The organism is Streptomyces sp. A18 (assembly GCF_059026065.1).
On record NZ_JBWLKL010000006.1, the window covers coordinates 156577 to 178567 of the forward strand.

19 protein-coding genes are annotated in these 21991 nt (G+C 69.5%); 5 read left to right on the forward strand and 14 right to left on the reverse strand.

The genetic code is table 11. The features are described from left to right. The 3 genes from zwf to pgl are packed head-to-tail and all read left to right on the forward strand — an operon-like array spanning window position 1 to window position 3325. On the forward strand, window positions 1–1524 hold the full coding sequence (zwf, locus tag AC5P1C_RS12690) for a glucose-6-phosphate dehydrogenase (RefSeq protein ID WP_493865870.1): 1524 nt from the start codon (window positions 1–3) through the stop codon (window positions 1522–1524). Continuing rightward, window positions 1521–2549, forward strand: a complete 1029-nt coding sequence (gene opcA / locus AC5P1C_RS12695; RefSeq protein ID WP_493865871.1) for a glucose-6-phosphate dehydrogenase assembly protein OpcA — start codon at window positions 1521–1523, stop codon at window positions 2547–2549. The genes zwf and opcA overlap by 4 nt, the downstream gene beginning before the upstream one ends. Beyond that, a complete protein-coding gene (gene pgl, locus AC5P1C_RS12700) occupies window positions 2546–3325 on the forward strand; it encodes a 6-phosphogluconolactonase (protein ID WP_493865872.1) in 780 nt (259 codons plus the stop codon). The genes opcA and pgl overlap by 4 nt, the downstream gene beginning before the upstream one ends. Before the next feature lie 72 nt (window positions 3326–3397). Here pgl and pgi read toward each other — a convergent pair whose 3' ends face one another. The 13 genes from pgi to AC5P1C_RS12765 form a co-directional block, all read right to left on the reverse strand. Beyond that, complete coding sequence (pgi, locus tag AC5P1C_RS12705) at window positions 3398–5050, reverse strand: glucose-6-phosphate isomerase (protein ID WP_493865873.1); 1653 nt, start codon at window positions 5048–5050, stop codon at window positions 3398–3400. 208 nt (window positions 5051–5258) lie between these two features. After that, window positions 5259–5594 carry an RNA polymerase-binding protein RbpA gene (locus tag AC5P1C_RS12710; RefSeq protein ID WP_078077905.1) on the reverse strand — a complete coding sequence of 112 codons (336 nt, stop codon included), beginning with the start codon at window positions 5592–5594 and terminating at the stop codon, window positions 5259–5261. A 193-nt stretch (window positions 5595–5787) separates the two neighbouring features. After that, window positions 5788–6018, reverse strand: coding sequence for a preprotein translocase subunit SecG (gene secG, locus AC5P1C_RS12715; protein WP_160504358.1), 231 nt, complete (start codon window positions 6016–6018; stop codon window positions 5788–5790). A 125-nt stretch (window positions 6019–6143) separates the two neighbouring features. Then, window positions 6144–6920 (reverse strand): triose-phosphate isomerase, encoded by a 777-nt coding sequence (tpiA, locus tag AC5P1C_RS12720; RefSeq protein ID WP_493865874.1) that lies wholly within the window; start codon window positions 6918–6920, stop codon window positions 6144–6146. A gap of 6 nt (window positions 6921–6926) precedes the next feature. Continuing rightward, the gene (locus AC5P1C_RS12725) at window positions 6927–8138 is read right to left on the reverse strand and encodes a phosphoglycerate kinase (RefSeq protein WP_493865875.1); all 1212 of its coding nucleotides are present in this window, start codon (window positions 8136–8138) and stop codon (window positions 6927–6929) included. A 114-nt stretch (window positions 8139–8252) separates the two neighbouring features. After that, complete coding sequence (gene gap / locus AC5P1C_RS12730) at window positions 8253–9263, reverse strand: type I glyceraldehyde-3-phosphate dehydrogenase (RefSeq protein ID WP_361188387.1); 1011 nt, start codon at window positions 9261–9263, stop codon at window positions 8253–8255. A gap of 189 nt (window positions 9264–9452) precedes the next feature. Further along, window positions 9453–12434: a M14 family metallopeptidase gene (locus tag AC5P1C_RS12735; protein WP_493865876.1), complete on the reverse strand. Its 2982-nt coding sequence runs from the start codon at window positions 12432–12434 to the stop codon at window positions 9453–9455. Window positions 12435–12594: 160 nt separating this feature from the next. Then, window positions 12595–13584 (reverse strand): DNA-binding protein WhiA, encoded by a 990-nt coding sequence (gene whiA, locus AC5P1C_RS12740; protein WP_493865877.1) that lies wholly within the window; start codon window positions 13582–13584, stop codon window positions 12595–12597. Beyond that, a complete protein-coding gene (locus AC5P1C_RS12745; RefSeq protein ID WP_493866053.1) occupies window positions 13575–14690 on the reverse strand; it encodes a gluconeogenesis factor YvcK family protein in 1116 nt (371 codons plus the stop codon). Before AC5P1C_RS12745 ends, whiA begins: the two co-directional genes overlap by 10 nt. Continuing rightward, window positions 14579–15511 carry an RNase adapter RapZ gene (gene rapZ / locus AC5P1C_RS12750; protein WP_493865878.1) on the reverse strand — a complete coding sequence of 311 codons (933 nt, stop codon included), beginning with the start codon at window positions 15509–15511 and terminating at the stop codon, window positions 14579–14581. The genes AC5P1C_RS12745 and rapZ overlap by 112 nt, the downstream gene beginning before the upstream one ends. Beyond that, on the reverse strand, window positions 15508–17556 hold the full coding sequence (gene uvrC, locus AC5P1C_RS12755; RefSeq protein WP_493865879.1) for an excinuclease ABC subunit UvrC: 2049 nt from the start codon (window positions 17554–17556) through the stop codon (window positions 15508–15510). Before uvrC ends, rapZ begins: the two co-directional genes overlap by 4 nt. A gap of 211 nt (window positions 17557–17767) precedes the next feature. After that, entirely contained in the window at window positions 17768–18613 is an 846-nt protein-coding gene (locus tag AC5P1C_RS12760; protein ID WP_493866054.1) for a hypothetical protein, read from the reverse strand. A 5-nt stretch (window positions 18614–18618) separates the two neighbouring features. After that, on the reverse strand, window positions 18619–19224 hold the full coding sequence (locus AC5P1C_RS12765) for a papain-like cysteine protease family protein (RefSeq protein WP_493865880.1): 606 nt from the start codon (window positions 19222–19224) through the stop codon (window positions 18619–18621). A 227-nt stretch (window positions 19225–19451) separates the two neighbouring features. Between AC5P1C_RS12765 and AC5P1C_RS12770 the strand changes: the two genes are divergently transcribed. Further along, entirely contained in the window at window positions 19452–20399 is a 948-nt protein-coding gene (locus AC5P1C_RS12770; RefSeq protein ID WP_493865881.1) for a hypothetical protein, read from the forward strand. Between the two features lie 33 nt (window positions 20400–20432). Here AC5P1C_RS12770 and AC5P1C_RS12775 read toward each other — a convergent pair whose 3' ends face one another. Next, on the reverse strand, window positions 20433–20861 hold the full coding sequence (locus AC5P1C_RS12775) for a Rieske (2Fe-2S) protein (protein WP_493865882.1): 429 nt from the start codon (window positions 20859–20861) through the stop codon (window positions 20433–20435). A 178-nt stretch (window positions 20862–21039) separates the two neighbouring features. Here AC5P1C_RS12775 and AC5P1C_RS12780 point away from each other — a divergent pair, with 178 nt between their 5' ends. Beyond that, complete coding sequence (locus AC5P1C_RS12780) at window positions 21040–21957, forward strand: carbohydrate kinase family protein (protein WP_493865883.1); 918 nt, start codon at window positions 21040–21042, stop codon at window positions 21955–21957. Window positions 21958–21991 lie beyond the last annotated feature (34 nt).

Genomic DNA, 21991 nt, shown 5'->3' on the forward strand with positions numbered 1-21991 from the left:
TTGTCAAGCAGCAATCCGCTGCGTGACGCCGCAGACCGACGGCTCCCGCGTATCGCGGGGCCGTCGGGCCTGGTCATCTTTGGCGTCACGGGCGATTTGTCCCGTAAAAAGCTGATGCCCGCTGTCTATGACCTCGCCAACCGAGGCCTTCTTCCGCCGGGCTTTTCCCTCATTGGTTTCGCCCGCCGCGAGTGGCAGGACGAGGACTTCGCGCAGGAGGTGCACGACGCGGTCAAGGAGCACGCGCGCACGCCCTTCCGCGAGGAGGTCTGGCAGCAGCTCATCCAGGGCATGCGCTTCGTCCAGGGCAACTTCGACGACGACGACGCCTTCGAGCAGCTCAAGGCCACCATGCAGGACCTCGACAAGGCGCAGGGCACGGGCGGCAACTTCGCCTTCTACCTCTCCGTGCCCCCGAAGTTCTTCCCGCAGGTCGTCCAGCAGCTCAAGAAGCACGGGCTCGCGGACGCCCCCGAGGGCTCCTGGCGCCGCGGGGTCATCGAGAAGCCCTTCGGGCACGACCTGGCGTCCGCCAAGGACCTCAACTCGATCGTGCACGAGGTGTTCGCCCCGGACCAGGTGTTCCGGATCGACCACTACCTCGGCAAGGAGACCGTCCAGAACATCCTGGCGCTCCGCTTCGCCAACCAGATGTTCGAGCCGATCTGGAACCGGTCGTACGTGGACCACATCCAGATCACCATGGCCGAGGACATCGGCATCGGCGGCCGGGCCGGCTACTACGACGGAATCGGCGCCGCCCGTGACGTCATCCAGAACCACCTGCTCCAGCTGATGGCGCTGACCGCGATGGAGGAGCCCGCCTCCTTCGACGCGGACGCGCTGGTCGCCGAGAAGGCGAAGGTACTGGGCGCCGTGCGGCTGCCCAAGGACCTCGGCGAGAGCACGGTCCGCGGGCAGTACGCCGCGGGGTGGCAGGGCGGCGAGAAGGCCGTCGGCTACCTCCAGGAAGACGGCATCGACCCCAAGTCGAAGACCGACACCTACGCGGCCATCAAGCTGGAGGTGGACAACCGCCGCTGGGCGGGCGTCCCCTTCTACCTCCGTACGGGCAAGCGTCTGGGCCGCCGCGTCACCGAGATCGCGGTCGTCTTCCAGCGCGCGCCCCACTCCCCCTTCGACCACACGGCGACGGAGGAGCTGGGCCAGAACGCGATCGTCATCCGCGTCCAGCCCGACGAGGGCATCACGGTCCGGTTCGGCTCGAAGGTGCCCGGCACCTCGATGGAGATCCGCGACGTGTCGATGGACTTCGCCTATGGCGAGTCCTTCACCGAGTCCAGCCCGGAGGCGTACGAGCGCCTGATCCTGGACGTCCTGCTCGGCGACGCCAACCTCTTCCCGCGCACGGAGGAGGTCGAGCTGTCCTGGAACATCCTCGACCCGATCGAGGAGTACTGGGACAAGAACGGCAAGCCCGCGCAGTATTCGTCGGGGACCTGGGGCCCGTCCGAGGCGGACGAAATGCTCGCACGAGACGGACGGAGCTGGCGTCGCCCATGAGGATCGACCTGACGGACACCACATCCAGCAAGATCAACAAGGCGCTCGTGAAGGGGCGCAGGGCGATCGGCACCCCGGCCGTCGGCATGGTGCTCACCCTCGTCATCGTCACCGACGAGGAGAACGCCTACGACGCCCTGCGGGCCGCCAACGAAGCGTCCCGCGAGCACCCCTCGCGCACGCTGGTCGTCATCAAGCGCGCCGCGCGCTCGCCCCGTGACCGTACGACGTCGCGCCTCGACGCCGAGGTACGGGTCGGCGCGGACGCGGGCACCGGCGAGACGGTGATCCTGCGTCTTTACGGCGAGGTCATCAACCACGCCCAGTCGGTCGTCCTGCCGCTGCTGCTCCCCGACGCCCCCGTGGTCGTGTGGTGGCCGGTCAACGCGCCGCTCAACCCGGCCAAGGACCCGCTCGGCGCGCTCGCCCAGCGCCGCGTCACGGACACGTACGCCGCGGAGCAGCCGATCCACGAGCTGACCGCGCGCGCCGACGCCTACAGCCCCGGCGACACGGACCTGTCCTGGACCCGGATCACCCCGTGGCGCTCGATGCTCGCCGCGGCGCTCGACCAGATCACCTGCAAGGTGACGGCGGTCGAGGTGGAGGGCGAGGAGTTCAACCCGAGCTGCGAGCTGCTCGCCATGTGGCTCGCGGACCGGCTGAACGTCCCCGTCAAGCGCTCCCTCTCCTCGGGCCCCGGCCTGACCGGCGTACGCATGGACACCGACTGCGGTCCCATCGTGCTCGGCCGCGCCGACGGCTCCCTCGCGACGCTCTCCATGCAGGGGCAGCCCGACCGCGCGGTGGCGCTCAAGCGCCGCGAGACGGCCGAGCTGATCGCCGAGGAGCTGCGGCGTCTCGACCCGGACGACACCTACGCGTCCGCGCTGAAGTTCGGCGTGGACCGGCTGGGTGAGCCGGCCGAGGAGACCACGGTTCCCGTGGTCGAGGAGCCCGCCGAGGCGGCCAAGAAGTCGGCACCGGCGAAGAAGACCGCGGCCAAGAAGGCGGCGGCGAAGTGAGCGCGGCCCCGCAGCTGGTCGTGCACCGCGACAAGGAGCTGATGGCGCAGGCCGCGGCGGCCCGCCTCATCACGAAGATCGTCGACGCGCAGGCCGCCCGCGGCTACGCGTCGGTGGTCCTCACCGGTGGCCGCAACGGCAACGGCCTCCTTGCCGCGCTGAGTTCGTCCCCGGCCAAGGACGCGATCGACTGGTCGCGCCTCGACCTGTGGTGGGGCGACGAGCGCTTCCTGCCGGACGGCGACCCGGAGCGCAACTACACCCAGGCCAAGGAGGCACTGCTCGACTCGGTGCCGCTCAACCCGGCCCGGGTGCACCCGATGCCCGCGTCGGACGGCGCGTACGAGGTGGACGCGGCAGCCGAGATGTACGCCGCCGAGCTCACCGCGGCGGCGGGGCCCGAGGACCATGGTCCGGTGCCGACGTTCGACGTGCTGATGCTGGGCGTCGGTCCGGACACCCATGTCGCCTCGCTCTTCCCGGAGTTGCCCGCGGTCCGTGAGACGGAGCGGACGGTGGTCGGCGTGCACGGCGCGCCCAAGCCGCCGCCCGTCCGCATCACGCTCACGCTCCAGGCGATCCGCTCGGCCCGTGAGGTGTGGCTGCTCGCGGCGGGCGAGGACAAGGCGAACGCGGCGGCGATCGCGCTGTCGGGCGCGGGCGAGGTCCAGGCGCCCGCCGCGGGCGCGTACGGCAGGTCGCGGACGCTGTGGTTGCTCGACTCGGCCGCGGCATCGCAGCTGCCGCGCGATCTGTATCCGCCGGCTTCTCCCTGAACGGCGTCTCCACAGCAGTACGGCCCGGTCCGCCTCCTCGGAGGCGGACCGGGCCGTACTGCTTTCAGTGGCTCAACGCCCCCGCAGGTCGCGGTACTTGGCGACGAGCGCCGTCGTCGAGCCGTCGAGGTCCGGCACGTCCGCGCCCTCGGTCAGAGCCGGCTCGATGCGCTTGGCCAGGACCTTGCCGAGCTCGACGCCCCACTGGTCGAAGGAGTCGATGTTCCACACGGCGCCCTGCACGAACACCTTGTGTTCGTAGAGCGCGATGAGTTGACCGAGAACCGACGGTGTCAGCTCCTTGGCGAGGATCGTCGTCGTCGGGTGGTTGCCCTTGAACGTCTTGTGCGGGACGAGTTCGTCCGCCACACCCTCGGCGCGCACCTCGTCGGGCGTCTTACCGAAGGCCAACGCCTGCGTCTGCGCGAAGAAGTTGGCCATCAGGAGGTCGTGCTGGGCGACCAGGCCGGGCAGCAGATCGGCGACGGGCTCGGCGAAGCCGATGAAGTCGGCCGGGATCAACTTCGTGCCCTGGTGGATGAGTTGGTAGTACGCGTGCTGCCCGTTGGTGCCCGGCGTGCCCCAGACCACCGGTCCGGTCTGCCAGTCGACCGGCTCACCGTCACGGCCCACCGACTTGCCGTTGGACTCCATGTCCAGCTGCTGGAGGTAGGCGGTGAACTTGGAGAGGTAGTGCGAGTACGGCAGGACCGCGTGCGACTGGGCATCGTGGAAGTTGCCGTACCAGATGCCCAACAGGCCGAGCAGCAGAGGCACGTTGGACTCGGCGGGCTCGTTGCGGAAGTGCTCGTCGACGAGGTGGAAGCCGTCGAGCATCTCGCGGAAGGCGTCCGGGCCGATCGCGATCATCAGCGAGAGACCGATCGCCGAGTCGTACGAGTAGCGGCCGCCGACCCAGTCCCAGAACTCGAACATGTTGGCCGTGTCGATGCCGAAGTCGGAGACCTTCTCGGCATTCGTCGACAGGGCCACGAAGTGCTTGGCGACGGCGCTCTGGTCGGCGCGCAGGCCGGTGAGGAGCCAGTCGCGCGCGGACGTCGCGTTCGTGATCGTCTCGATCGTGGTGAACGTCTTCGAGGCGATGATGAACAGCGTCTCGGCCGGGTCCAGGTCCCGCACGGCCTCGTGCAGGTCGGCGCCGTCGACGTTCGACACGAAGCGCACCGTGAGGTCACGGTCGGTGAAGGAGCGAAGCGTCTCGTACGCCATGGCGGGGCCGAGGTCGGAGCCGCCGATGCCGACGTTGACGATGTTCTTGATCGGCTTGCCGGTGTGCCCGGTCCACTCGCCGGAGCGGACCTTGTCGGCGAAGGCGGCCATCTTGTCGAGCACGGCGTGCACGGCGGGCACCACGTTCTCGCCGTCGACCTCGACGACCGCGTTCCGCGGGGCGCGCAGCGCGGTGTGCAGGACGGCGCGGTCCTCGGTGGTGTTGATCTTCTCGCCGCGGAACATGGCGTCCCGCAGGCCGAAGACGTCGGTGGCCGCGGCGAGCTCGCGCAGGAGCGTCAGCGTCTCGTCCGTGACGAGGTGCTTGGAGTAGTCGATGTGCAGGTCGCCGACCTGGAGCGTGTACCCCGTGCCGCGCGCCGGATCCTTGGCGAACAGCTCACGCAGCTGCACCTCCCCCAGCTGCTCCCGGTGCTTGCCGATCGCCGCCCACTCGGGCGTCTGGTTGAGCCTGGCGCGGCTTTCTGCGTTCATCTCGGACTTCAGCCTTCTCTCGTACCTGTGTACGTACCTTGCCCCGCTGCACGTTCCAACCTAATTGATCAGGGCCCGGTATGAGATGTCTGCAGCTGTCTGTCCGGACACGTGCCGGTAAACGTCACGTGAAAGCGTGAAAAGACGGCCGGTCCATGAAAAGCGCAGCGGCCGGACATCAGAAGATGTCCGGCCCTCGTCGCAAGTCCTAGATCTCGCCTCGCAGTTTGGCGAGCGCCTCCGCGAGAATCGCCTCGCCGTCCGCGTCGCTGCGCCGCTCACGTACGTACGCCAGGTGCGTCTTGTACGGTTCGGTGCGGGGCGGGTCCGGCGGGTTGTCCCGGTCCTGACCGGCGGGGAAGCCGCAGCGGGGGCAGTCCCAAGTATCGGGGACCTGCGCGTCGCTGGCGAAGCTGGGCACCGTCTCGTGTCCGTTGGAGCACCAGAAGGAGATGCGCAGTCGCGGCGCGGACTCACCGCGCTCGGCCTCGCCCATCGGCCCCGCCCCGACCCGACTTCCACGGATCGCGTTGCCACTTGCCACGGTCGTAACTCCCTGCGTGATGGTGCTGCTGCGGGCGCCTCAGTCTACGTAAGGCCCAACGCGCGTCCAGTGTTCGGAGTTACACCCTCACCCCGACACGCAAGCCCCATGATAATCCGCGCTGGTGAGCGCGCACCGTACATGGGGCTTTAAGCGAAGCTTTCGCAAGGTGGCAATCAAGCCGCTTTCGCGGTCAGTTGTTCACCTTCATCAACAGACCGAGCACGACAATGCACGCGAACCAGAGAAGACCGACCACGACAGTGATGCGGTCGAGGTTGCGCTCGGCGACCGAAGAGCCGCCGACGGACGACTGCATGCCGCCACCGAACATGTCGGACAGGCCGCCGCCCTTGCCCTTGTGCATCAGCACAAGGAGCATCATCAGCAGACTGAACGCGATGAGGGCGATCGAGAACCCCATAACCACGGCTGGACCAACTTCCTCGGATCTGAATCTGCTCTGTATCGACGACGGGGGCCGGATGCCTCGCCCAGCGAAGCGGCCCGGCCCCCGCAAGGGTACGACGTATCGGCGCTACCGCATACTCACTGGTCGCGGAACCGGACGATCTTGACGAACTCGTCCGTGTCGAGCGCCGCGCCGCCCACCAGGGCACCGTCGACGTCGGGCTGCGCCATGATCGCGGCCACGTTGCCGGACTTCACGGAGCCGCCGTACTGGATGCGCACCTTGTCGGCGAGCTCCTGCGAGTACAGCTCGGCGAGGCGGCCACGGATCGCGCCGCAGACCTCCTGGGCGTCCTCGGGGGTGGCGACCTTGCCGGTACCGATGGCCCACACCGGCTCGTACGCGATGACGATGGACTCGACGTGCTCGGCGGACACGTCCTTGAGGCCGCCGTCGAGCTGGGCCAGCGTGTACTCGATCTGCTGGCCGGCCTCGCGGATCTCCAGGCCCTCGCCGATGCAGAGGATCGGGGTCAAGCCGTGCCGGTAGGCGGCCTGCACCTTGCCGTTGCAGATCTCGTCGGTCTCGTCGTGGTACTGACGGCGCTCGGAGTGGCCCACGGCCACGTATGTGCACTTCAGCTTGGAGAGCATCGGGCCCGAGATCTCGCCGGTGTAGGCACCGGTGTCGTGCGCCGAGATGTCCTGGGCGCCGTACTTGATCTTGAGCTTGTCGCCGTCGACCAGGGTCTGCACCGAGCGGAGGTCGGTGAAGGGGGCGAGGACGGCGACCTCGACGGCCTCGTAGTCCTTGTCGGCCAGGGCGAAGGCGAGCTTCTGGACGTGGGCGATGGCCTCGAGGTGGTTGAGGTTCATCTTCCAGTTGCCCGCCATCAGCGGGGTACGCGTAGTCATCAGGTGTCAGTTCTCCAGTGCGGCGAGGCCGGGGAGCGTCTTGCCCTCGAGGTATTCGAGGGAGGCGCCGCCGCCGGTGGAAATGTGGCCGAATGCGTTCTCGTCGAAGCCCAGGATCCGGACGGCCGCGGCGGAGTCGCCACCGCCGACGACCGTGAAGGCCGGGGAGTCGAGGAGGGACTGGGCGATTGCCTTGGTGCCCTCGGCGTAGTCGGGGTGCTCGAAGACGCCCATCGGTCCGTTCCAGAAGACGGTGCCCGCGTCGGCGAGCTTCGAGGCGTAGAGCTTACGGGTCTCGGGCCCGATGTCCAGACCCTCCTGGTCGGCCGGGATGGCGTCCGCGGCGACCGTGGTGGGGTGGGCCGGAGCCTTGGTCTTCAGGTCCGGGAACTCGGTGGAGACCAGCACGTCGACGGGGAGGACCAGCTCGACACCGCTCTCCTCGGCACGCTTGACGTACTCCTTGACGACCGGAACCTGGTCCTCCTGGAGGAGGGAGATGCCGACCTCGTGGCCCTGGGCCTTGAGGAAGGTGTACGCCATGCCACCGCCGATCAGAAGACGGTCGGCCTTGCCGAGCAGCTGGTCGATGACGGCCAGCTTGTCGGAGACCTTGGCGCCGCCGAGCGCGACGACGTACGGACGCTTGACGTCCTCGGTGAGCTTCTTCAGGACGCCGACCTCGGTGGCGATGAGGTAGCCCGCGTAGTGCGGCAGACGCGCCGGAAGATCGAAGACGGAGGCGTGCTTGCGGTGCACGGCACCGAAGCCGTCGCCCACATAGACATCCGCGAGGGCGGCGAGCTGGTCGGCGAACTCGCCGCGCTCGGTGTCGTCCTTGGACGTCTCGCCCGCGTTGAAGCGGAGGTTCTCGATAACGGCGACCTGGCCGGGCTCGAGACCGTCGACCGCGTCGCGCGCGGCGGGGCCGACCGTGTCCTGGGCGAACGCCACGGGCTTGCCGAGGAGTTCACCGAGGCGCTCGGCGGCGGGAAGCAGCGAGAACACCGGGTCCGGGGCGCCCTTGGGGCGGCCCAGGTGCGAGGCGACGATCACCTTGGCGCCCGCTCCCGCGAGCTTGGTGACCGTCGGCAGGACGGCGCGGATGCGGCCGTCGTCGGTGATGGTGCCGTCGGCGAGCGGCACATTGAGGTCGGCGCGGACGAAGACCCGCTTGCCTTCGGCCCCTTCTGCGATGAGTTCGTCGATCGTCTTCATGGCTGGACTCCAGGACTCCTTAAGAGGGCTGACGTGCAACAAGGCCCGGACCACGCAGTATTGCGCGGTCCGGACCCTGTGCTCACATCGAGGTGCCTGCTCTGATGCTGATGCTTAGAGCTGACCGCCGACGAAGACCGTGAGGTCGACGAGACGGTTGGAGTAGCCCCACTCGTTGTCGTACCAGCCGAGGATCTTCACCGTCTTGCCCTCCTGGACCATGGTCAGGGAGGAGTCGAAGGTGCAGGAGGCCGGGTCGCTGACGATGTCGGACGACACGATCGGGTCCTCGGTGTAGAAGAGGATGCCCTTGAGGGCGCCGTCGTCGGCGGCCTTCTTGAACGCGGCGTTGACCTCGTCCTTGGTGACCTCGCGCTGCAGGTCGACGACGAGGTCGGTGGCGGAACCGGTCGGGACCGGGACGCGCATCGCGATGCCGTCGAGCTTGCCCTTGAGCTGCGGAAGGACCAGAGCAGTGGCCTTGGCGGCACCGGTCGTGGTCGGAATGATGTTCTCGGCGGCGGCGCGGGCGCGACGCAGGTCCGAGTGCGGGAAGTCCAGGATGCGCTGGTCGTTGGTGTACGCGTGGACCGTCGTCATCAGGCCCTTGACGATGCCGAAGTTCTCGTCGAGAACCTTCGCCATCGGCGCCACACAGTTGGTGGTGCAGGACGCGTTCGAGATGACGTGGTGGTTGGCCGCGTCGTACTTGTCCTGGTTGACGCCCATCACGATGGTGATGTCCTCGTCCTTGGCCGGAGCCGAGATGAGGACCTTCTTGGCGCCACCAGCGATGTGCTTCTCGGCATCGGCCTTCTTGGTGAAGATGCCGGTCGACTCGATCACGATGTCGACGCCGAGCTGACCCCACGGGATGTCGGCGGGGTTGCGCTCGGACAGCACCTTGATGGTGTGGTTGTCGACCGTGATGGTGTCCTCGGTGTGCGACACCTCGGCCTTGAGACGGCCCAGGATGGTGTCGTACTTCAGGAGGTGCGCCGTAGTCGCGGTGTCACCCAGGTCGTTGACAGCCACGATCTCGATGTCCGCACCCTGCTCAAGCAGCGCCCGGAAGTAGTTGCGCCCGATGCGGCCGAAGCCGTTGATGCCTACGCGGATCGTCACGAACCGATCTCCTCGTTGGTACGCCGGTTTCAGACGCCGGCGAGTTGTATGGGATGTCCCCGACCGCCTCCGACCCTACCTCTCTGATGGCCTTTGGGTGACATCGACAGGGGGTCCGGACGGCACGGTGGCCCGTACCCCCGAGTAGGGAGGACGAGCCACCGGGAACCAGGTACTGACTACGCAGCGTCAGCGGCGCAGATGTGCAAGGGATGCGCCCATAAGAGCGGCCCTTTCGGCGTTTCCGGGTACGTGCTCGAACCCGAAGCCGAGCAGCACGCTGTCACGCGCTGTGACGACCGCATAGGGCTTGTAGAGCTCCCCGGTACGGGCCCAGTCACCCGTGATGTTGGGGCTTCCGGGGGGTGCCGGAGCGACGCTCCAGGTGCCGAGCGAGGCGTCGAATCCCTCCGTCTGTGTCGCGTTGCCCCCTATCACGAGCTGGGCGTTGTCGGCAAAGAGGCCGCGGCCCCCGCTGGAGGGGTCCGTGACCGAGCTGAGCGCCACCTCGATCGTCTTGCCCGCGTAGGCGCTCAGATCGAAGGTGACGGGCTTCCAGCCGCCGGAGGATCCGGTGAAGCTGTTCCAGGCGCCGCTGGTGCCCGACGCGGTGCAGCCGGTCGCCGACTGCGTCAGGTAGCTGCGCAGGAACGGGTGGCCGTTGATGAAGAACCCGGCCCCGCACTCGGCGGGCACGGCCTGGGACGAGTTGCCGTTCGAGTCCGGCAGCGTGGTCCAGTCGTCGGCGCCGGTGGTGTGCGCCTCCAGGATTCCGTGGTCGTAGCCGGCCTCGAGGTTCCAGTTGAGCGCGAACCGCAGCTCCGGCTTGTCCGCGGCCGTGACCCCGGTCAGGTCGATGGTGCGGGTCAGCCGCTTCCAGTCCTGGTCGGCGTGGGCGGCCGATGCCATGCCCTGGCCCTCGAAGGGTGCGTACGGGTTGCTGATGCCGGGGTAGGTGCCTGCCGCCGCGCTCTTGAACTGCGGGAACTCGTCGGCGGGCAGGCTGTCGGACGTGACGGTGTAGCGGCCCGCCTTGTCCAGCGGGTTGGAGTCGGCCGCGGCGAGCGGCGTCCGGACGCCGTCGAGCGCACCACTGCCGGTGAAGCCGGCGGCGCCGGGTGCGGAGAGGCGTTCGTACGCGCCGAGGTAGTACTGCGCGAAGTCGTCGGAGAACGCGTCCCCGAGGTCCACGTTCGAACCGGTGCGTTCACCGGACTCGATCAGCTTGCCGCCCTCGTTGAGGTAGGCGCGCAGGGCGAGTTGGGTGGCCGCCGACGGCACCGGGTCTCCGGTGTAGTGCACGACCGCGGAGAAGTGCGACAGGACGCCGAGCGGGTGCGGTGCGCCGCGCTTGGCGACGTCCCAGACGACGGCCGAGCGTCCGTTGGCCTTCAGTGCGTCGACGTACTTCTGGGCCTGCTTGGCCGTCGCGCCTTCCTCGGCCACGACGAGGGTGTTCGCCTTGGCGCGCTCGGTGACGGTGTAGGTGAAGTGCGGGCTCTCCGTGCGCCCCTTCTTGGTGCGGCCGGTGAACCACACCTCGACCTTGTCGCCCACGCGGGCGTCCTCGGCCTCGGCGCGGTACTGGTCGAAGTGGAGGTTGTCCTCACCGCCGTACGTCTCGCCGCCCTTCCAGGCCCTGAGGTCCTCGTCATGCGTACGTCCGCCGTTGACGCGGTAGTTGAGCTCCTTGTCGCGCACCGACTTGCGGGCGGTGACGGCGACTTCCTGGTCCCCGCCGCGTGCGTACGAGTCCGTGAAGGTGTCCGGCGTGAAGTCGGGGGCCTCGATGCCGGTGACGGAGACCGGCTGGTCGGGGTGGCGTGCGGTCTCGGCGACGGCGAGCGCGAAGGGGATGTTCTTCGCGAACTCCTGCTGGATCAGCTTCTCGTCGTCCGGGAAGGTGAAGATGGAGGCGCAGTCCTCGGGCTTCCAGGGGTCGTTCGGGTCGAGGTTGGAGACCGTCTGGCAGGTGGACATCTCCGGCGTGAACATCGAGAAGCCGTTGACGTTGCCCGCGTGGCCGTCCGCCTCGCCGTTGGTGGTGTAGAGCTCCGAGGCGACCTGCGGGTGGTAGCCGGGGACGGCGGGCTTCTCCGGGGTGCCGTTCAGCGCCTTGTAGAGGACGTCGTCCGGGGTCGGCGTGGCGACCTGCCAGCCCACTCCGTACAGGAGCAGCTCGGCCGCCGAGTGGTAGTTGATCCCGTACTCGAAGCCGATGCGCTTCTGGAAGCGGTCGAGGGCCTTGGTCTCGGGCTCGGAGATGGGGCCCGTGCCGCGGTAGGTCTCCGATGAGGGCGCCGGGGACGAACCCTCGTTGTCGTAGCCCCACTTGTAGGCGAAGTTGCGGTTGAGGTCGACGCCGTCGCCCGCCGCGATCTTGCCGTCGCCGTCGATGTCGCGGAGGTTCTTGCGCCACTGGCGGTCGCCGTCGGCGGCGTGCGTGAAGTCGTAGCCGTCGGGGTTGGCGGAGAGCACGAACCACAGCTCGGTGGAGTCCACGAGCTCGGTGATGCGCTGGTCCTTGCCGTAGTTGTCGAGGTAGTGGTGCATCAGGCGGCGGGTCATCTCGGGGGTGATCCACTCGCGCGCGTGCTGGTTGGACAGGTAGAGCGTGGAGGGCTTGGAGCCGTCCTTGGACTTCTTGGCACCCTTGGAGAGCTTGAGCGCGAGGATGTCCTGGCCCTTGAGCGACTTGCCGATGGAGACGACCTTGGTGAGGCCCGGGTTGGCCTGACCGGTCTTGACGATCTCCTCCTTGAGGCCGCCCTCACCGCTGTACGGCCGGAACACGCCGTCCCCCGCGGCCTTGAGCTTCTGCTCCGTGGCGGCGGAGACCTTCTGCTCGGTGAGCTCGACGCCCTCGCGCTGCACGCCCTTGGCCTGCGCCTCGGTCAGATAGACCTCGACGCGGGCGCTGCCGCGATCGGGGGCCTGCCCGGCGAGCTCGTGGGCGTCCTGGCCCGCCTGGATGAGGATCGGGATCTGCTTCTTGGTGACCTCGGCCTCGTAGACCTTCACGGCCGCCGGATCGTCGGTGGCCGGGGTCTTCGCCCCGCTGTCGGCCTGGGCGTTCGGCACGGCGACGAGGCCGCCGACGAGCAGCGCGCCCGCGGCGACGACGGATCTGAAACCGGCTCTGGATCTCTTGGATCTCTCTCTTCGTCTCATGAGCCCCCCTTGCGGTTGTCCGGCACATTTGTGCGCGAACGCCAGGCTCGTGACACTTCATGATCATGTCAATATGGCGTGAAGGGCGGCATTCAAGACGACGCGAAGAAGCCGCCGGGGCCTCTGTGGCCCCGGCGGCTCAAGTGACGTGCGAGGGCGGTCAGACCGCCATGTTGTCGGCGAGTTCCTCGCTCAGATTGGACTCCGTACCCGGGATCCCCAGGTCCTGTGCCCGCTTGTCCGCCATGGCGAGCAGCCTGCGGATACGGCCCGCGACCGCGTCCTTCGTCAGGACCGGCTCGGCGAGCGCGCCGAGCTCCTCCAGGGAGGCCTGCTTGTGCTCCATGCGCAGCCGTCCGGCCGCCGCGAGGTGCTCGGGGACCTCGTCGCCGAGGATCTCCAGGGCGCGCTGCACGCGGGCGCCGGCGGCGACGGCCGCGCGGGCCGAGCGGCGCAGGTTCGCGTCGTCGAAGTTGGCCAGGCGGTTGGCCGTGGCGCGCACCTCGCGGCGCATCCGCCGCTCTTCCCAGGCGAGCACCGACTCGTGGGCGCCGAGCCGGGTAAGCAGGGCGCCGATCGCGTCTCCGTCCCGGACGACGACGCGGTCCACGCCGCGCACCTCACGGGCCTTGGCCGCGATCTGCAGCCTGCGCGCGGCGCCGACCAGGGCGAGCGCCGCCTCCGGACCCGGGCAGGTCACCTCAAGGGACGAGGAGCGCCCCGGCTCGGTCAGCGAGCCGTGCGCCAGGAACGCCCCGCGCCAAGCCGCCTCGGCGTCACAGGTGGCCCCCGAGACCACCTGTGGCGGCAGCCCCCTGATGGGGCGGCCACGGCCGTCCACGAGGCCCGTCTGCCGGGCCAGCTGATCGCCGCCCGCCACGACCCGTACGACATAGCGCGAGCCGCGCCGCAGCCCGCCCGGAGCCATCACGATCAGCTCCGAGCTGTGCCCGAAGATCTCGAGAATGTCCCGCTTCAGCCGTCGCGCGGCCATCGCCGTGTCCAGCTCCGCCTCGATCACGATGCGGCCGCTCACCAGGTGAAGGCCGCCCGCGAACCGCAGGATGGCCGAGACCTCTGCCTTTCTGCAGCAGGTCCGGGTGACGGGAAGCCGGGAGATCTCGTCCTTCACCGCTGCCGTCATCGCCATGGGCCGATCCTTCCATGCATCCGAAAAATACGGTCGTACGCGGTGGCCAGGAGCTCCGGATCGTGCCTCGGAGTGCCATCGTGCCTGGCCACCGGCGCCAGCTCGACCGTGGCGCCGAGCCGCTTGGCGGCATCGGTGAGTGACTCACGGTCGGGCACGGCGGCGTCGTCGGCCAGCACCACGTCCAGGGCGAGTTTAGGGGCGTGTCGGGCCAAAACCTCCAAATGACGCTGCGGAGAGAACCCATCGGTTTCACCGGGTTGCGGCGCGAGGTTGAGCGAGAGCACCCTGCGGGCCTTCGTCTCGATGAGCGCGTCGAGCAGTTCGGGGACGAGCAGATGGGGGATCACCGAGGAGAACCACGAGCCGGGGCCGAGCACCACCCAGTCCGCGTCGAGCACCGCGGCGACCGCTTCGGGGACGGCCGGCGGGTCGCGCGGGACGACGTGCACGGACTGCACCTCACCCGGGGTGAGCGCCACCGTGGCCTGCCCGCGCACCGTGTCCACCTCGTCCGGGCGCTCCGGGTCGTGCCCCTTGACCAGGGCCTGCAGCTCCAGCGGGACCGCGGACATGGGCAGCACACGTCCGTGCGCGCCGAGGAGCTTGCCGACAAGGTCGAGGGCCTGGACGTGGTCGCCGAGCTGCTCCCACAGGGCGACGATCAGCAGATTGCCGACCGCGTGCTCGTGCAGATCGCCCTTGGACTGGAAGCGGTGCTGGATGACACGCGCCCAGGTCTGCCCCCAGTCGTCGTCCCCGCACAGGGCGGCGAGCGCCTTGCGCAGGTCGCCGGGCGGCAGGACGCCCAGCTCGTCACGGAGCCGCCCGCTGGAACCGCCGTCGTCGGCGACGGTGACCACGGCGGTGAGATCACCGGTGATGCGGCGCAACCCTGCCAGTGACGCGGACAGGCCCATCCCGCCGCCGAGCGCCACCACCTTGGGCTGAGTGCCCCGCTTGCGGCCCAGACGGTTCAGCCGCAGTGAAGCCTTCACTCTCGCCCCATGTCCCGATGGACGAGGACGGTCTCGACGCCCTCGGACACGAGGCGCGCTGCGAGCTTCTCCGACATGGCGACGGAGCGGTGCTTGCCGCCCGTGCAGCCGACCGCGATCGTCACGTAACGCTTGCCCTCGCGGCGGTACCCCGCGGCGATGAGCTGGAGCAGCTCGGCGTACCGGTCGAGGAACTCCTTGGCGCCCGGCTGGTTGAAGACGTACGCCGCCACCTCTTCGTTGAGCCCGGTGTACTGGCGCAGCTCCGGGACCCAGTGCGGATTGGGCAAGAAGCGCATGTCCACGACGAGGTCCGCGTCGACCGGCAGGCCGTACTTGAAGCCGAAGGACATGACGGTGGCCCGCAGCTCGGGCTCCTCCTCGCCCGCGAACGATGCGTCCATCTTGGCGCGCAGCTCGTGCACGTTCAGGCTGGACGTGTCGATCACCAGGTCGGCGTCGCCGCGCAGCTCGCGCAGGAGCTCACGCTCGGCCGCGATGCCGTCCACGATGCGGCCGTCGCCCTGCAGCGGGTGCGGGCGGCGGACCGACTCGAAGCGGCGCACCAGGGCGTCGTCCGAGGACTCCAGGAACACGATCCGCCGGGTGACGTGCTTGGCCTCCAGGTCCGCGAGGGACTGGCGCAGATTGTCGAAGAAGCGGCGGCCTCGTACGTCGACGACGACCGCGATGCGGGCGACGTTCCCCTGCGAGCGGGCGCCGAGCTCCACCATGGTGGGGATCAGCGCGGGCGGCAGGTTGTCGACGACGAACCAGCCGAGGTCCTCGAGACACTTCGCCGCGGTGCTGCGTCCGGCTCCCGACATGCCGGAGATGATCACCAGCTCGGGGACCACCTCGGCGGTCTCACCTGGCGTGATGGTCGTGCCCGTACTCACTTGCTCGCCGCCTTCGTCGTGCTCGTTCATGTCTCCTGCCCCCGTCGTTCCTCTGAGGTGCCCGCGGACACGGACTCCTCGCCATCGCTCGAGGATCCCGCGCTCGCGGGCTCCTCCTCTTCAATGATCTCTCCGGTCGCCGTGTTCACGGCGGGTGCCACGGGTGCCGCGGCGGCCAGGGCCCCGACGATGGCCTCGGCCGTCTTGCGGCCTATGCCCGGAACCTCACAGATCTGATCGATTGTCGCGGATCGCAGCTTCTTCACCGAACCGAAGTGCTTGATCAGCGTCTGCTTGCGCGCCTCGCCCAGGCCCGGCACGGCATCCAGCGGCCCGGCCTTGAAGCGCTTGGCACGCTTGGCGCGCTGATAGGTGATCGCGAAGCGGTGCGCCTCGTCGCGTACCCGCTGGAGAAGGTACAGGCCTTCGCTCGTGCGCGGCAGGATCACCGGGTCGTCGTCGCCCGGCACCCAGACCTCTTCGAGGCGCTTGGCGAGGCCGCACACCGCGATGTCGTCGATGCCGAGCTCGTCCAGGGCCCGCTGGGCGGCAGCGACCTGCGGCTGGCCGCCGTCCACGACGACGAGCTGGGGCGGGTAGGCGAAACGCTTGGGGCGGCCGTCCTCCTCGGTCAGGCCCTCCTGCTCGCCGTCGGGGTCCCACTCGCCCGTCTTCTCCTTGTCGGAGAGATATCGCTTGAAGCGGCGCGTGAGCACCTCATGCATGGAGCGGACGTCGTCCTGACCCTCGAAGCCCTTGATCTGGAAGCGCCTGTACTCGCTCTTGCGTGCGAGGCCGTCCTCGAAGACGACCATCGAGGCCACGACGTCGTCACCCTGGAGATGCGAGATGTCGTAGCACTCGATGCGCAGCGGGGCGCTGTCCAGTTCGAGCGCCTCGGCGATCTCCTCCAGGGCGCGGGAGCGGGTGGTCAGGTCGGAGGCGCGCTTGGTCTTGTGCAGCACGAGCGACTGCTGGGCATTGCGCGCGACGGTCTCCATGAGCGCCTTCTTGTCGCCGCGCTGCGGGATGCGCAGCGAGACGTTCGAACCGCGGCGCTCAGTGAGCCACTCCTGGACGGGCTCTATGGGGTCGGGCAGCGCGGGGACGAGGACTTCCTTCGGTACGGAGTCCCCGCTCTCCTCTCCATAGAGCTGCTGGAGGGCGTGCTCGACGAGGTCACCGCTGGTGACCGCCTCGACCTTGTCGGTGACCCAGCCGCGCTGACCGCGGACGCGGCCGCCGCGTACGTGGAAGATCTGGACGGCCGCCTCCAGCTCGTCCTCGGCGAGGGCGATGAGGTCGGCGTCCGTGGCGTCGGCGAGGACGACGGCGCTCTTCTCCATGGCCTTCTTGAGGGCCCCGATGTCGTCGCGCAGGCGGGCCGCCTTCTCGTACTCCATGTCGTCGGCGGCCTCGGCCATCTGCCGCTCGATCCTGCGGATGTACGCGCCCGTGCGCCCCGTCATGAACTCGCAGAAATCCTCGGCGAGTTCACGGTGCTCCTGCGGGGTGACCCGCTCCACGCAGGGGGCTGCGCACTTGCCGATGTAGCCCAGGAGGCAGGGGCGGCCGGTGCGCTCGGCGTTCTTGAAGACTCCGGCCGAGCAGGTGCGGACGGGGAACACCCGCAGGAGGAGGTCCACGGTGTCGCGGATCGCCCACGCGTGGCCGTACGGACCGAAGTAGCGGACGCCCTTCTTCTTCTGGCCGCGCATCACCTGCACGCGCGGGAACTCTTCGTTCATCGTCACCGCGAGGTACGGATAGCTCTTGTCGTCGCGGTACTTGACGTTGAACCGGGGGTCGTACTCCTTGATCCAGGAGTACTCCAGCTGCAGCGCCTCGACCTCGGTGGAGACCACCGTCCACTCGACGGACGCGGCCGTCGTCACCATCGTGGCCGTCCGCGGGTGCAGGTTCGTCAGGTCCTGGAAGTAGCTGGCCAGGCGCTGGCGCAGGCTTTTCGCCTTGCCGACGTAGATCACCCGGCGGTGTTCGTCGCGGAACCGATAGACCCCCGGCGAGTCGGGGATCTGTCCCGGCTTGGGGCGGTAGCTGGAGGGGTCTGCCATGCTCCACACCCTACTGGCGGGGGCTGACAGTCAGGGCTCGGAGGGGGTGCCCCGCCCCGCCCGGATCCCACCGGCCTGAGCCCTCGCTTTCCGCTCGCCGGGGGCGTCCGCGCGACGCCTGGAGCCCGCCCCCCGAGCCTGTGCCCTTGAGCCCACCCGCCCTGAAGGGCGGGTGGGCGGTGGGGAACCCCCGGCCGGAGGCCGGGGGCGGTCAGCCGTGCTGCCGGGTGCGGCGGTGGCGCAGTACGGCCGCCGCGGAGAGGCCGAGGGCGGCCAGGGCACCCGCTCCGGCCGCGGAGGAGGCGACCGTCCCGGGGCCCTCGGCCGAAGCCGCGGCCCGAGCCGGCGCCGGAGCCGCCGGGGGCTCCGTGGCCCGCTCCTTCGGGGCGAAGCCCCCCGCCTTGCCGGACCTCGCGTACGCGGACCCCGGCAGCTTGTCGGCGTACGCGGCGTGCACGCGCTTCTGATAGGCGGCGACCGAAGCCCCGCCCGCGCCCACGGCACGCTGCGCGTCCGCGTCCAGCGGTAGCACCCGGCCCCGCCCCTGGACGTACCAGGCGTTGATCTGCGGTTCGTGGAAAACGGTGCCCCCGGGGAGCTTGTCGGCGCCCACGCGCGCGTAGTGCGTCTCGTCGTCCCCGGTGGCGATGTTCACGACCTGCCAGGAGCCGCCCTGTTTCACCGCCCACAGGGAGGCTTCCTGCCCGTCGGAGGAGACCGCCTTGCTGGCGAGGAACTCCACGCGGGCAACCGGCGCGCCCTTCTTGCCGGCGACGAACTCCGGGGAAAGGTAGCGCACGGGCACGGCCTCGCCGCCCCGCACGCGCGGATCCGCCGCGGCCTTGCTGACGGCCCCTTCCCGGGCGAAGAAGCGGGAGAGCGTCTCGAGGGTCTTGGGTGCGCTCGCGGCGTCGTGGGCCGCCTCACGGGAAGCGGCGGAGGCGTCCGAAGGACCGGAGTCCGCGGTGGCGTGCGGCGCCGCGAGGCCGAGCAGCAAAGTGGCCGCCGATCCGGCGAGCGTGGCCCTCAGCAGGTGACGTGGAAGGTGACGGTTCATCGCGCTCACGCCCCGATCCGGTACAGCGAGTGGGTCCAGGAGAAGGTGTTGTTGTTGACGTACCAGCTGTGCGAGGCCCAGTTGTAGCGGTTGTTGGAGGGCCACGGGTCGCCCCAGTAGACCCAGCTGCTCGCGTCGTCGTACCCGTAGAGGACGTGCATGTGACCGCCGCCGTTCGACCACAGGATGCGGGTCTCGACCGGACGGCCCGCGTTGATCTCGGCCTGCACGGTCGGGTAGCGCAGCCAGCCGTTGACGTAGGAACCGGGGTTGATCCCCGCCCACTCCAGGCCGTTCTGTACGTTGCCCAGCGTGGCCTGGTTGTTGGGGCACTCGGTGTTCTGGCTGCGCCCGAAGGCGGCGTTGCAGAACTGGTTCTGGCTGTAGTTCTTGCCGTAGAAGGTGGCGATCGTGTTCCCGCCGGCGGCCCAGCACCAGTTGGTCTTCTGCTGGGCCTGCATCGTGATGTTCAGGCGCTTGGCGGCGAGAACGGACGGGTCGTCGGGGGCGGCCGTGGCCGTGGCCGCCGGCGCGGCGACCAGGGCCGCCGCCACGAGGGCGAGCGCGGACAACCGTCTGCGTCCGCTGTACCTGCTGATTCGTTGGCGCATCGCGTTCCTCCCGAGCGGGGGGTGAGGGGTGGAGGAGCGCGTCCGGACGCTGCGATTGAGCATCGAGTGTTGTCGGGTGCAGGTCAACAAGGTTCAATGCGGGATTACTTGGGCCGTGAACGGCGGCGTACGGATGTGAACACCCCTCGTACGTCCACCTGGTGGCCTGCCCCGACCGGCGCGTACGCCCGGACGGCCGATGTGAATGTTCACAGAAGGGTCTTGCGATGCGGCACGGCACACAGCTCGCGGACGGCGCGCCTGCGGACCTGGAGGCCGCCCTGCGCACCGGCCCCTTCCACGTGGCGCTGCGGGCCGCGATCGCCGCACGGCGCCTTCCCCTGCAACGCGTACGGCATCATCTCGCGCGGCAGGGCGTCAACGTCGGTGTGACGAGCCTGAGTTACTGGCAGCAGGGTGCGCGACGCCCCCAGCGCACCGAGTCGCTCCGCGCCGTGCGCGCCCTGGAGGAGATCCTCGAACTCCCCGAGGAGTCACTGATCCGGCTCCTCGCCAAGCCCTCCCAGCACACCGACTGCGAACGCCCCGCCGCCCGCTCCTACCGCTCCCTCCTGGAATCGTCCGACGTCCTCCAGGAGCTGATCACCGGTCTCGGGTCACCGCTCGACGGCGGCCTGCACACCGTCGGCCACCACGAGCGGGTACGGATCGGCGGGCGCCGCGAACTCCTTGGCCGCGACTCGCAGCACGTGGTGCGGGCCCACCGGGACAACATCGACCGCTACCTCGCGATCTACCGCGGCGACCCCGGCTGCGTACCGGACCACATCGACGTCCACGCCCTGGAGAACTGCCGCACGGGACGGGTGCGCCGGCACCACGAGACGGGTGTCCTCGTCGCCGAACTGCTCTTCGACGCGCGCCTGCGCGCGGGCGACACACACCTGTTCCGCTACGGCTTCGAGGACGGCACGGCGGGGGCGGCCACCGAGTACTTCCGGGGCTTCACCTTCGCGGGCGGGCAGTACGCCCTCCAGGTGCGGTTCGACGAGGGCGCACTGCCCGTACGCTGCCACCGCTTCGCCCAGCATTCGCAGGCCGCGCCGCGCGGCGGGCGCCAGGAACTGACGCTGAGCGGGAGCCACCGGTCGGTGCACCTCGTGGAGCCGCAGGTGCGGGCCGGGATCCTGGGGATCGCGTGGGACTGGGAGTGAACACGGCCAGGGGCTGAACGGCCGCGCCGCCCCTCAACCCGCGACGATCTTGCCGTCCTCCACCTTCACCGGCAGCTCCTCCAGCGGCCTGACCGCGGGGGCGTGCAGCACCTTGCCGTTCGTGGCGTCGAACTGGCTGCCGTGGCAGGGGCAGATGAGCTTGTGTCCCTCGAGCTTGTTGATGGGGCACTTCTCGTGCGTGCAGATCGTGCTGAACGCCTTGTACTCGTCGTCCGCGATGCGGCTCACGACGACGTTCTCGCCGGTGTAGAGCTTCGATGCGCCGACCTCCACCTCGTCGGACTTCCCGAGGTCCACGGGCGCGGTCGGCGCCGAGCGGTTGGAGCCGCCGTCACCATCGCCGTCGCCGGAAGAGCAGGCCGTGATGCCCAGACCGGCGGCCGGGACGAGGGCGGCGGCGCGCAGCACAGCGCGGCGGGCGGGGGGCGGCGTGCCGGGCATGGAATCTCCACAGGTCAGGCGCTTCGGTGACGGATCAGACCATACCGCTGGGGCACCGTTTGCCCGCGTTGGGCGCGGCCGTGCCCGAGTGCCGCCCGTGTCGGGCCGGGTCGGCCGGTAAGCCCTAGCCTGTGGCGGAAGCCGGGGAGCACGACCGCTGAGCCGAGAGGAACCACCCGTGATAGTCGTCGCAGGAGAGGCCTTGATCGACCTCGTCCCACAAGGACCCGCCGGCGTCGGCGCCGGATTGCCCGCGCTCGCCCCGCGGCTCGGCGGCGGCCCGTACAACACCGCCGTGGCCCTCGGCCGCCTCGGCTCCCCCGTCGCCTTCTGTTCGCGGATCTCGGCCGACGCGTTCGGCGACGCGCTGGTCGACGGGTTGCGGGCCGCGGGTGTCGAGGTGTCGTACGTCCAGCGGGGCGCCGAGCCGACGACGCTCGCGGTGGCCTCGATCGGCGCGGACGGCTCCGCCGGATACTCCTTCTACGTCGAGGGCACGGCGGACCGGCTCTTCACGGCCCCGGAGCGGCTGCCCGACGGCGTACGCGCGGTGTCGTTCGGCACGTGCTCGCTCGTCCTGGAGCCGGGCGCGAGCGCGTACGAGGAGCTGATGCGCCGGGAGGCGGCGCGGGGCGTCTTCACGGCGCTCGACCCCAACGTCCGTGCGGGTCTGATCCCGGAAGCGGACGCCTACCGGGCCCGGTTCAAGAACTGGCTGCCTTCGGTCTCCCTGCTCAAGTTGTCCGAGGACGACGCGAGTTGGCTCGGCGGCACGCCGCGGGAGTGGCTCGCGTCCGGCCCTGGCGCGGTGGTGATGACGCGGGGCGGCGAGGGACTCACCGTCTTCACGCGGGACGGCGACGAGTGGTCGGTGCCGGGCGAGCAGGTCGACGTGGTGGACACGATCGGAGCGGGCGACACGGTCAACGCGGCCCTGCTGCACGGGCTTTCCACACGGGACGCACTGTCCGTTGAGTCACTCGCCGGGCTCGGCGAGGACAGCTGGGCCGATGTCCTGCGCTTCGCGGCACGCGCGGCGGCCGTCACCGTGTCCCGCGCTGGGGCGGAGCCGCCGTACGCGAAGGAGTTGGGGTGAGGGCGGTCGGTCCCGTGCTCTGAGGCCAGGGGGG

Coding starts and splice junctions, on each gene's coding strand:
- AC5P1C_RS12725 (WP_493865875.1), bottom strand. CDS start 8,138: ATGAAGACGATCGACGAACTCATCGCAGAAGGGGCCGAAGGCAAGCGG.
- opcA (WP_493865871.1), top strand. CDS start 1,521: ATGAGGATCGACCTGACGGACACCACATCCAGCAAGATCAACAAGGCG.
- whiA (WP_493865877.1), bottom strand. CDS start 13,584: ATGGCGATGACGGCAGCGGTGAAGGACGAGATCTCCCGGCTTCCCGTC.
- AC5P1C_RS12765 (WP_493865880.1), bottom strand. CDS start 19,224: ATGCGCCAACGAATCAGCAGGTACAGCGGACGCAGACGGTTGTCCGCG.
- AC5P1C_RS12760 (WP_493866054.1), bottom strand. CDS start 18,613: ATGAACCGTCACCTTCCACGTCACCTGCTGAGGGCCACGCTCGCCGGA.
- rapZ (WP_493865878.1), bottom strand. CDS start 15,511: ATGAACGAGCACGACGAAGGCGGCGAGCAAGTGAGTACGGGCACGACC.
- tpiA (WP_493865874.1), bottom strand. CDS start 6,920: ATGACTACGCGTACCCCGCTGATGGCGGGCAACTGGAAGATGAACCTC.
- pgi (WP_493865873.1), bottom strand. CDS start 5,050: ATGAACGCAGAAAGCCGCGCCAGGCTCAACCAGACGCCCGAGTGGGCG.
- uvrC (WP_493865879.1), bottom strand. CDS start 17,556: ATGGCAGACCCCTCCAGCTACCGCCCCAAGCCGGGACAGATCCCCGAC.
- AC5P1C_RS12735 (WP_493865876.1), bottom strand. CDS start 12,434: ATGAGACGAAGAGAGAGATCCAAGAGATCCAGAGCCGGTTTCAGATCC.
- AC5P1C_RS12775 (WP_493865882.1), bottom strand. CDS start 20,861: ATGCCCGGCACGCCGCCCCCCGCCCGCCGCGCTGTGCTGCGCGCCGCC.
- AC5P1C_RS12770 (WP_493865881.1), top strand. CDS start 19,452: ATGCGGCACGGCACACAGCTCGCGGACGGCGCGCCTGCGGACCTGGAG.
- secG (WP_160504358.1), bottom strand. CDS start 6,018: ATGGGGTTCTCGATCGCCCTCATCGCGTTCAGTCTGCTGATGATGCTC.